Here is a 9,022-nt window from a genome sequence, read left to right as displayed (position 1 = left end):
GGCGGGGCACCGCGCTGACGCTGCTGGGCCTGGGCGCGATCCTGGTGACGGCGTCCGGTCCGGCGCCGGACGATGCGCGGAGCGTCCCCGAGGCGCTGACCGTGGCCGGCGCCACCGCGGCCCTCATCGGGGTGCTGTCCCGGCCGGGCGCGCGCCCCGGGCTGCGGCACGCCTCCGCGTCGGGTCTGGCCTCCGGGGTCGCCTCGGCCCTCACGCAGACGGTGACGGTGGCCGCGACGGACCGGTCCGGTCCGGTGCTGAGTGTCCAGGTGGTCGCCGTGGCCCTGCTCGTGGCGGCCTTCGCGGCCGGCGGGCTGCTGCTGTCGCAGACGGCGTACCGGGGCGGCCTGGGCGGACCGCTCGCGATGGTGACGCTGGCCAACCCGCTGGCCGCCGCGGTGATCGGCCTGTCGCTGCTGGGCGAACGCCTCCAGGGCGGCGCGCCGGGTGTGCTGCTCGCGCTCGCCGGGGCGGGTCTGGCGTCCCGGGGCGTGGTGCTGCTCAGCCGGGCGGCGCCCGCGGCCGCTCCGGTGGACGACGACCACCCGGTGGCCGCCGTCCTGGCTCTGGCACCCGGCTCGGCGACGGCCGAACCGGCGCTGGTGCCCCGGTGGCACGATCCGGGGCACCTCACTTCCGCTACGCGGTGATGATCGCCGGGTCGCTGACCCCCGGCCGGCCGTTCTCGACGTGTCCCGCGAACCGCCGCAGGAACGCCTTGTCGCCCTCGGCGGTGACGGTCAGGTCGTACCAGCGGCGGCCGGCGGCGAGCTCCACCGTCCGGCACACCGTCGCACCCGGGCGGACGGTGACGGTCGAGGGCTTTCCGCCGTAGCCGTTGGAGAGTGTCAGGCGCGCCGTGCCGGAGCCCTTGTTGGTGAAGGTCAGTTCGATGTCGTCACCGGTGTGGCGGGCGGTGACCTCGCAGCCGACCGTCTTGTTCTGGCCCTTGAAGACGCGCACGAAGCCGTTCGGGCCGTGCACGGTCAGGTCGTAGGAGCCCCCGGAGTACGCCGAGTTCCAGGTGTCGGAGAGCGTCTTGCCGGCCTCGGTGGTGTACATCCAGGGGCCGTCGGCGCGGTTGCCGGAGGTGATGTGGAAGGCGGCACCGGCCTTCGCGCCGGAGGCGAAGGTGAGGGTGAGCTTCCCGGCCGCCGCGTCGACCGAGGCGTCCACGCGCGGGGCGTACTTCAGCGGCCGGGAGCGGCGCAGCCCGCGTTCCTGCCGGGGCATGCGCGGGTCGGCGGGCGGGAGCGGCCTGTAGTCGGGGTGGCGTTCGCGGTCCTGGGGCTCGTACGCGTCGGTGCCCGGCAGCGGGGCCGGGCGGACGTCCTTGCGGGAGAAGTCGAACGCGGCCGTCAGGTCACCACAGACAGCCCGGCGCCACGGCGAGATGTTGGTCTCGCGCACGCCGAAGCGGCGCTCCATGAACCGCAGGATCGAGGTGTGGTCGAGGGTCTCCGAGCAGACGTAGCCGCCCTTGCTCCACGGCGAGACGACCAGCATCGGAACCCGGGGGCCGAGGCCGTAGGGGCCGGCCGTGTTCTTGCCGTCGCCCGGAAAGAGGTCGAGGGAGACGTCGACGGTGGACAGGCCGCGGGAGGCGTCCTTGGGCGGCAGCGGCGGCACCACGTGGTCGAAGAAGCCGTCGTTCTCGTCGTAGGTGATGAACAGGGCCGTCCTGGACCAGACCTCCGGGTTGGAGGTGAGGGCGTCCAGGACCTGCGCGATGTACCAGGCGCCGTAGTTCGACGGCCAGTTGGAGTGCTCGGAGAAGGCCTCGGGGGCGGTGATCCAGGAGATCTGGGGCAGCGTGCCGGCCTTGACGTCCGCTTTCAGCCGGTCGAAGTAGCCCTCGCCGGCCTTGGCGTCGGTGCCGGTGCGGGCCTTGTCGTACCAGGGGTCGCCGGGCTTGGCGCCCCGGTACTTGTTGAAGTAGAGCAGCGAGTTGTCGCCGTAGTTGCCGCGGTAGGCGTCCTGGATCCAGCCCCAGGAGCCCTGGGCGTCGAGGCCGTCACCGATGTCCTGGTAGATCTTCCAGGAGACGCCGGCCCGTTCAAGGCGCTCCGGGTAGGTCGTCCAGCCGTAGCCGAGTTCGTCGTTGCCGAGGACCGGCCCGCCGCCGGTGCCGTCGTTGCCGGTGTATCCGGACCACATGTAGTAGCGGTTCGGGTCGGTGGAGCCGATGAACGAGCAGTGGTAGGCGTCGCAGACGGTGAAGGAGTCGGCGAGGGCGTAGTGGAACGGGATGTCCTCGCGGGTCAGGTACGCCATGGTGGTGGTGCCCTTGGCGGGCACCCAGCGGTCGTACTTGCCGCCGTCGTAGGCCTGGTGGCCGTCGGGCCAGGAGTGCGGGAGGCCCTCCAGGAACTGCATGCCGAGGTCGTCGCCGTCCGGGTGGAACGGCAGGATCTCCTTGCCGTCCTTCTCCTGGTGCCAGACCGGTTTGCCGTTGTCGAGGGTGACCGGGCGGGGGTCGCCGAAGCCGCGGACGCCTCTCAGGGTGCCGAAGTAGTGGTCGAAGGAACGGTTCTCCTGCATAAGGACGACGATGTGCTCGACGTCCTCGATCGACCCGGTGCGGTGGTTCGCCGGAAGGGCGGCGGCGCGCTGGATGCTGGCCGACAGCGCGCTGAAGGCCGTGGTGGCACCCGCGAGTTGGAGGAAGCGGCGCCGGTTGACTTCGGACATGAAGGACAGACCTCTCATCCTGATGTGCTGGATGGCCGGAGCATGACGGAATCTGCGCGGAAGGAGTGTTTCAGGGGCACCAAACGACAAGGAAGGGGCGCGTGACACTCGTGTGAAAGTCGCCGGTACGACAGGTGTGCCCGTGCGTTGCCAGGGGAGGGTCGGGGGGCGTGACAGAGACGAAGACGGTTTTCCCCCGACGAAACGGCCCGTTCGCCAGTTCCTCGCCGCCTCCGTGGGCAAGGCGGTCGAGTGGTACGACTGGTGCGCCTACACGTTTCTGGCCACCTGCATAGCCGCCCAGGTCTTCCCGAAGAGCGCGGACAACTCGCTGGTGCCGCTGCCGTCCACGTTCGCGGCGTTCGCGGTCGGCTTCTTCACGCGGCCGGTGGGCGGGCTGCTGATGGGCGCCGTCGCGGACCGGCACGGGCGGCGGGCCGCCCTCACGGTCACGATCCAACTCGTGACTCCTCCGCCCCGTAAACGGGGTGGCTTCTCGCTATGCCTGGTTGGCGTCGCGACGGGCCGGCCCGGCCCGTAGAACGTTGGTTGCTCCGACGACGTCAGCGTGTGCCCGGTGGCCGCACGAGAGGCAGCGGAACTTTTCCTGGGTGGGCCGGTTCTCCTTGGCGGTGTGCCCGCATTCGGGGCACGTGCGGGAGGTGTTGTGGGGGTCCACGGCCATCACTTCCCGCCCGGCGCTTTCAGCCTTTGCGTTCAGGATCGCGAGGAACACCCCCCAGCCGGCGTCAGCAATCGAACGGTTCAGCCCGGCCTTGCTCGCGGCCCCGTTCGGCAGGAAGCTGCCCGGCTGCTCGGGGTCGGGCTTCGGCGCGGGAGCCTTGCTCATGTTGCGGATCTTGAGGTCTTCGTGCGCGATGAAGTCGTGCTCCCGGACCAGACTGAGCGCGGTCTTGTGCGCGTGGTCGAGCCGCTGGCGGCGTACCTTGCCGTGGAGCTGGGCGACCTTGTCCACGGCGCGCTGGTGGTTGCGGGTGCGGTCCTTGGCCTTGCGGCGCGGGAAGCGGCTCAGTGCCTGCTGCGCGACTTCGAGCTTCGCGGCGGCCTTGCGTGCGTGGCACGGGTTGGCGACGTGTACACCGTTGGAGTCAGTGAGGAACGAGGCAATACCGAGGTCGATGCCGACTGCTGAGCCGGTCGCGGGCAGCGGCTTGGGCTGAGGCTGCACTCCTCCTCGATGAGGCGGAAGCCCATGGCCTCGATGACCGGGCTCGTCACGGAGGACTGGAAGAAGTCGGAACCCGGGAACGGCTCGAACTCCCCGTGCATGGCCGTGCGGCCACACGATCCGCTGACATGTCAGGATTCTCGATCTCGGGATTCCACTCGAGAATCTGGTCGAGTGTCACATGATGCATGGACGCAATCTTGATGAGGGTGTCACCGCCCTTGACCATATAGAACTGAGTTTTTCCATATGCCTAGATCAAGCGGATTCCCCATGATGAAAAAGTCGGGAATTCCGTTGCGCTTTCACTCTTTGATGCGGCAACCGCTTCCGCCTGACGGAAGGCCCGTTGCGGCTCCGGGACAGCCGCCCCGACGATGACGGCACGACCAGAGACGGGAGCCAGCGCCCATGCCTCACATGACCGCCTTCGCCAGGAACCAGTGGTACGTCGCCGCCTACAGTCACGAGGTCGGGCGGGAGTTGCTCGGCCGGACGATCCTCGGTGAGACGCTCGTGCTGTACCGGACCGAGGAGGACGGGACACCGGTCGTCCTGCACGACCGGTGCGTACACCGCCGTTATCCGCTGTCGGAGGCGCCGACGCGGCTGGACGGGGACCGGATCGTGTGCGGATACCACGGGTTCACGTACGACACGTCCGGTACGTGCGTGTACGTGCCCGGGCAGAAGCGGGTGCCGCGCACCGCCCGGGTCGCCTCCTACCCGGTCGTCGAGCAGGACTCGCTGATCTGGGTGTGGATCGGCGATCCGGCCCTCGCCGACCCGCAGGTCATCCCCCGGGCCCGGCACCTCGACTCCCCCGGCTGGGTCACCGTGCGCGGCATGGAACCCATCGACTGCGACTACGGGTTGCTCGTCGACAACCTCCTCGACCTGTCCCACGAGACGTATCTGCACGGCGGTTACATCGGCACCCCCGAGGTCGCCGAGACGCCGATCACCACCGAGGTCGACGAGGGCGCCGGGATCGTCCGGGTGAGCCGGCACATGGACAACGCCGAGTGCCCGCCGTTCTACGCCAGGTCGACCGGTATCGAGGGCCGGATCACACGCTGGCAGGACATCGAGTACCACGCCCCCTGTCTGTATCTGCTGCACAGCCGCATCGCCCCGGCCGGGGTGCTGCCCGAGGCGGACGGCAGCGACCCGAACGGCTTCCACACCGAGATCACGTACGCGATCACGCCGTCCGGCGACGGCACGGTGTACGACTTCTGGGCCGTGTCCCGGGACTGGGCGACGGACGACGCCGAGGTCACCGAGTTCCTGCGGGGCAACAACCACACCGTGGTGATGCAGGACGTCACCGCGCTCAACCTCCTGCAGAAGACGCTCGGCACCGAACGCACCGGCTACCAGGAGCTGAGCATCAACATCGACACCGGTGGGCTGGCCGCCCGCCGCATCCTCGCCCGGCTGGTGGAGCAGGGCGAGAAGCCCGTGGAGAAGGTCCGGTGACCGCCCCGACCGGCGAGATCTACCGCATCGCCTGGCTGCCGGGCAGCGACACCCTGCACGGCACCTGCCACTGCGGCCGTGAGCACACCGCGCAGGACCCGGTCGAGATGTGGGAGTGGATGCTCGCCCATCCGCAGGGGCACTCCGTCGACGAGCCGCGAGGAATCAGCTCATGAGTGTGTACGAAGCCGAACTCGTCGTCGGACGGAAGGAGTTCGCGGCCGAGGGCGTGCTCGCCCTGACCCTGCGCCATCCGCTGGGTGAGCCGCTTCCGGCCTGGGAGCCGGGCGCCCATGTGGACGTTCTGCTGGAGCCCGGTCTGGAGCGGCAGTACTCGCTGTGCGGCGATCCGGCGGACCGGTCGGCCTGGCGGATCGCGGTGCTGCGCGAGAGCGCCGGGCGGGGCGGTTCGGCCCACGTGCACGAGCAATTGGGCGAGGGGGCCAGGGTGCGGGTGCGCGGCCCCCGGAACAACTTCGCTCTGGAGCCCGCTCCCCGGTACCGCTTCGTCGCGGGCGGCATCGGCATCACGCCGGTCCTGCCGATGCTGGCGGCGGCCGAGGCGGCGGGCGCCGAGTGGACGCTGCTTTACGGCGGGCGCACCCGCGGCTCCATGGCGTTCGGCGAGGAACTGAGCCACTACGGGGACCGCGTGACGATCGCGCCCGAGGACGAGACGGGCCTGCTGGACCTGCCCTCCGTGCTGGACGACGTGCCCGAGGGCACGCTCGTCTACTGCTGTGGCCCGGGGCCGCTGCTGGACGCGGTCGAGGCCCGGTGCCCGTCCGGGATCCTGCGCGTCGAGCGGTTCCGGCCGAAGGAGCAGGAGACCGGTGGCAACACCGAGTTCGAGGTGGAGCTGGCGCGCAGCGGCAGGACGCTCACCGTCGCACCGGAGGTGTCCGTGCTCGACGCCGTGCGCGACGCCGGGGTCGAGGTGCTGTACTCCTGCACCGAGGGCACCTGCGGCACGTGTGAGACCGACGTCCTCGACGGCGAGCCGGACCACCGTGACTCGGTGCTGACGGAGGACGAGCGCGCGGCCGGCGAGACCATGCTGATCTGTGTGTCCCGCTGCCGCGGTAAGCGGCTCGTGCTGGACCTGTGAACCGGTCGCCCCGATCGCCGTCCCGGACCCGGACCGTCGGATGCCAGGACGGCGGTCGGTCTTGTGCGGTCAGGTCCTCACCGCGTCAGGGCAGGCGCGCCTCCACCTCGCTGAACGGGGTCGCCAGTCGGCCGGTGTTGGCGGTCACGTTCAGCCGCAGGTGGCGCCGGTACCAGTTCGGGCAGGGCCAGGGACAGCAGGGCCGGGGCGAGCCCTGCGGGTGCAGAGGGCGAGGTCGGCGGGTGCCGAGAGCGAGGTCGGCGGGCTTCGACCGGGGCGTGCTGGTCCACGGACCGGCGCAGGCCTGCGCTCCGCGTCCCGTGGGCACATCATGAAGGAGAAGCTGAGGACGGTGTGCGGCTCGCTGGGACGGAGGTAGCGGGTGAAGCGTTCGCTTCGCGGTGTTCGTCGCGGCCTTGTCCATGGCCTCGATGGGCCGGCGAACGATGGCGAGACGGGGATTCGGTGCGCTTCATCAGTGTGGAGTCGCCGTAGCCCAAGACGGAGATCCGCTACGGCGCGTCAAATCCCCTGCGCCGGGTGGCCCGTACGACGCCCTCTGCGAGCGGGTCGCCGGTGCGCGTACAGCCCGTGACGCCCGTCCCGAGCTAAGCCAGGACGGTGCCGAAGAGTCGGGCAGGGCGTCGCATCCAGGCCCCGGCCCGTAGTCGTCAGGGCGCGGCCCACAGACCCCGGACATGCCCGAGGTGCCGGGCCATCACGGCCCGTACGGCCTCCTCGTCCCGGGCGAGCAGCGTGTCGAGGATCTCCAGGTGCTCCTCGGCCGACGCCTCCAGCCGCCCCTGTTCCACCAGCACCGTCAGGCCGTAGAGCCGGGAGCGGCGTCTGAGGTCGCGTACGACGTCGACGAGATGGCCGTTGCCCGCGAGGGCCAGCAGGCCGAGGTGGAAGCGCAGGTCGGCCTCGACGTAGGCGATGAGGTCGCCGGTCGCGGCGGAGGTGACGATCTCCTGGGCGACCGGGCGGAGCGCTTCCAGGGCCACCGGGTCCGCGGTGCGGGCCAGCTCCGCCGTGGTGGGGATCTCGATCAGCGCCCGGATGTGCGTGTACTCGTCGAGCTGTTGCTCGGAGACGGCGGTGACCCGGAAGCCCTTGTTGGGCACGGTGTCGACCAGGCCCTCCTTGGCCAGGTCGAGCATGGCCTCGCGCACGGGCGTGGCGGAGACTCCGAAGCGGGCGGCGAGGCCCGGGGCCGAGTAGACCTCGCCGGGCCGCAGTTCGCCGGCGATCAGGGCGGCCCGCAGCGCGTCCGCGACCCGCTCCCGGTGGCTGGGCTTCCTGCTGCCCAGCACGGGCAGGGCGGGGGTGTGCTGCGGGGCCATGACGGTCGGGGTTCCTCTCGTGGTCTTGCTCGTGGTCTTGCTCGTGGCGGCTTACAGGACGAATCCGGCCGGGAACGGGTCCCCGGGGTCCAGCAGGTACTGGGCGGTGCCGGTGATCCAGGCGCGTCCGGTGAAGCTGGGCAGCACGGCCGGGCGTCCGGCGACCTCGGTCGTGCCGAGCAGTCTGCCGGTGAAGCGGGTGCCGATGAAGGACTCGTTCACGAACTCGGTGCGCAGCGGGAGTTCGCCGCGTGCGTGCAGCTGCGCCATGCGGGCGCTGGTGCCGGTGCCGCAGGGCGAGCGGTCGAACCAGCCGGGGTGGATGGCCATCGCGTGCCGGGAGTGGCGGGCGGTCGAGCCGGGGGCGGCCAGGTAGACGTGGTGGAGGCCGTGGATGGACGGGTCCTCCGGGTGGACGGGCGGGTCCTCGGCGTTGACTGCCGCCATCAGGGACAGGCCGGCCGCGAGGATCTCGTCCTTGCGTCCCCGGTCGAAGGGCAGGCCGAACTGCTCCAGCGGCAGGATGGCGTAGAAGTTGCCGCCGAAGGAGAGGTCGTACGTCACCGTCCGGCCGTCGGTGAGGGTGGCCTCGCGGTCGAGGCCGACGGCGAAGGAGGGCACGTTCTGCAGGGTGACCTCCTTGGCCGCCCCGTCCTCGACGGCCACCTCGGCGACGACCGGTCCGGCCGGGGTGTCGAGCCGGATGGTGGTGACCGGCTCGACCACCTCGACCATGCCCGTCTCGACCAGCACGGTCGCCACGCCGATGGTGCCGTGCCCGCACATCGGCAGGTAGCCGGAGACCTCGATGTAGACGACGCCCCAGTCGCAGTCCGGCCGGGTCGGCGGCTGGAGGATCGCGCCGCTCATGGCGGAGTGGCCGCGCGGCTCGTTCATCAGCAACTGCTTGACGTCGTCACGGTGTTCACGGAACCACAGCCGCCGTTCGTTCATGGTGGCGCCGGGGATGGTGCCGATGCCGCCGGTGATCACGCGGGTCGGCATGCCCTCGGTGTGCGAGTCGACGGCGTGCAGGACGAGTTTGCTGCGCATGTCGGTCCCCTGATTCTCGTGCGGGCTAGGGGGCTTCTGATGGATCTCCGCGGCGTCACGACGCCCGGCACGCACGCTCCTTGTCCCACGGAGATCCATCAGAAGCCCCCTGGGTGGTGTCCGCGAAGTCGCGCCTGGCACGCTCCCCCAAGCTCT

At 70.6% G+C, this 9,022-nt stretch carries 9 protein-coding genes and 3 pseudogenes; 5 read left to right on the top strand and 7 right to left on the bottom strand.

Annotation, left to right across the window (positions count from 1 at the left end; all coding sequences use genetic code 11):
- Nucleotides 1–650, top strand: a 650-nt coding sequence (locus ABZ281_RS24545; protein WP_356658697.1) for a hypothetical protein, incomplete at its 5' end; no start/stop codon positions are given.
- Here the strand turns inward: ABZ281_RS24545 and ABZ281_RS24540 are convergent.
- Nucleotides 640–2,691, bottom strand: a complete 2,052-nt coding sequence (locus ABZ281_RS24540; RefSeq protein WP_356658695.1) for a phosphocholine-specific phospholipase C — start codon at nucleotides 2,689–2,691, stop codon at nucleotides 640–642. The two genes, ABZ281_RS24545 and ABZ281_RS24540, sit on opposite strands and share 11 nt — an antisense overlap.
- A 170-nt stretch (nucleotides 2,692–2,861) precedes the next feature.
- Here ABZ281_RS24540 and ABZ281_RS24535 point away from each other — a divergent pair.
- Nucleotides 2,862–3,157, top strand: a pseudogene (locus ABZ281_RS24535) (MFS transporter); the annotation flags it as partial.
- Between the two features lie 33 nt (nucleotides 3,158–3,190).
- Here the strand turns inward: ABZ281_RS24535 and ABZ281_RS24530 are convergent.
- Both ABZ281_RS24530 and ABZ281_RS24525 read right to left on the bottom strand, forming a co-directional pair.
- Nucleotides 3,191–3,877 (bottom strand): annotated as a pseudogene (locus ABZ281_RS24530) (transposase); the annotation flags it as partial.
- 49 nt (nucleotides 3,878–3,926) lie between these two features.
- Complete coding sequence (locus ABZ281_RS24525; protein ID WP_356658693.1) at nucleotides 3,927–4,109, bottom strand: LysM domain-containing protein; 183 nt, start codon at nucleotides 4,107–4,109, stop codon at nucleotides 3,927–3,929.
- 182 nt (nucleotides 4,110–4,291) lie between these two features.
- Here ABZ281_RS24525 and ABZ281_RS24520 point away from each other — a divergent pair, with 182 nt between their 5' ends.
- The 3 genes from ABZ281_RS24520 to ABZ281_RS24510 are packed head-to-tail and all read left to right on the top strand — an operon-like array spanning nucleotide 4,292 to nucleotide 6,470.
- Nucleotides 4,292–5,362, top strand: coding sequence for an aromatic ring-hydroxylating dioxygenase subunit alpha (locus ABZ281_RS24520; protein WP_356658691.1), 1,071 nt, complete (start codon nucleotides 4,292–4,294; stop codon nucleotides 5,360–5,362).
- Nucleotides 5,359–5,538, top strand: a complete 180-nt coding sequence (locus tag ABZ281_RS24515) for a hypothetical protein (RefSeq protein ID WP_356658689.1) — start codon at nucleotides 5,359–5,361, stop codon at nucleotides 5,536–5,538. Before ABZ281_RS24520 ends, ABZ281_RS24515 begins: the two co-directional genes overlap by 4 nt.
- Complete coding sequence (locus tag ABZ281_RS24510) at nucleotides 5,535–6,470, top strand: PDR/VanB family oxidoreductase (RefSeq protein ID WP_356658687.1); 936 nt, start codon at nucleotides 5,535–5,537, stop codon at nucleotides 6,468–6,470. The genes ABZ281_RS24515 and ABZ281_RS24510 overlap by 4 nt, the downstream gene beginning before the upstream one ends.
- Before the next feature lie 85 nt (nucleotides 6,471–6,555).
- Here the strand turns inward: ABZ281_RS24510 and ABZ281_RS24505 are convergent, their stop codons facing one another.
- The 4 genes and pseudogenes from ABZ281_RS24505 to ABZ281_RS24490 all read right to left on the bottom strand — a co-directional run bounded on the left by ABZ281_RS24505 (nucleotide 6,556) and on the right by ABZ281_RS24490 (nucleotide 8,866).
- Nucleotides 6,556–6,798, bottom strand: coding sequence for a hypothetical protein (locus tag ABZ281_RS24505; RefSeq protein WP_356658685.1), 243 nt, complete (start codon nucleotides 6,796–6,798; stop codon nucleotides 6,556–6,558).
- Nucleotides 6,799–6,879: 81 nt separating this feature from the next.
- A pseudogene (locus ABZ281_RS24500) lies at nucleotides 6,880–7,042 on the bottom strand (substrate-binding domain-containing protein); the annotation flags it as partial.
- A 99-nt stretch (nucleotides 7,043–7,141) separates the two neighbouring features.
- Entirely contained in the window at nucleotides 7,142–7,813 is a 672-nt protein-coding gene (locus ABZ281_RS24495) for a GntR family transcriptional regulator (protein ID WP_356658683.1), read from the bottom strand.
- A 51-nt stretch (nucleotides 7,814–7,864) separates the two neighbouring features.
- A complete protein-coding gene (locus tag ABZ281_RS24490) occupies nucleotides 7,865–8,866 on the bottom strand; it encodes a proline racemase family protein (RefSeq protein ID WP_356658681.1) in 1,002 nt (333 codons plus the stop codon).
- Between the last annotated feature and the right edge of the window lie 156 nt (nucleotides 8,867–9,022).

It is taken from the genome of Streptomyces sp. NPDC006265 (assembly GCF_040613555.1).
Classification (GTDB): domain Bacteria; phylum Actinomycetota; class Actinomycetes; order Streptomycetales; family Streptomycetaceae; genus Streptomyces.
This window is presented reverse-complemented; position numbering and strand designations above follow the sequence as displayed.

Excerpts from the sequence above, each read along its gene's own strand:
- ABZ281_RS24540 (WP_356658695.1), bottom strand. The coding sequence starts at position 2,691 with ATGTCCGAAGTCAACCGGCGCCGCTTCCTCCAACTCGCGGGTGCCACC.
- ABZ281_RS24525 (WP_356658693.1), bottom strand. The coding sequence starts at position 4,109 with ATGGTCAAGGGCGGTGACACCCTCATCAAGATTGCGTCCATGCATCAT.
- ABZ281_RS24520 (WP_356658691.1), top strand. The coding sequence starts at position 4,292 with ATGCCTCACATGACCGCCTTCGCCAGGAACCAGTGGTACGTCGCCGCC.
- ABZ281_RS24510 (WP_356658687.1), top strand. The coding sequence starts at position 5,535 with ATGAGTGTGTACGAAGCCGAACTCGTCGTCGGACGGAAGGAGTTCGCG.
- ABZ281_RS24495 (WP_356658683.1), bottom strand. The coding sequence starts at position 7,813 with ATGGCCCCGCAGCACACCCCCGCCCTGCCCGTGCTGGGCAGCAGGAAG.
- ABZ281_RS24490 (WP_356658681.1), bottom strand. The coding sequence starts at position 8,866 with ATGCGCAGCAAACTCGTCCTGCACGCCGTCGACTCGCACACCGAGGGC.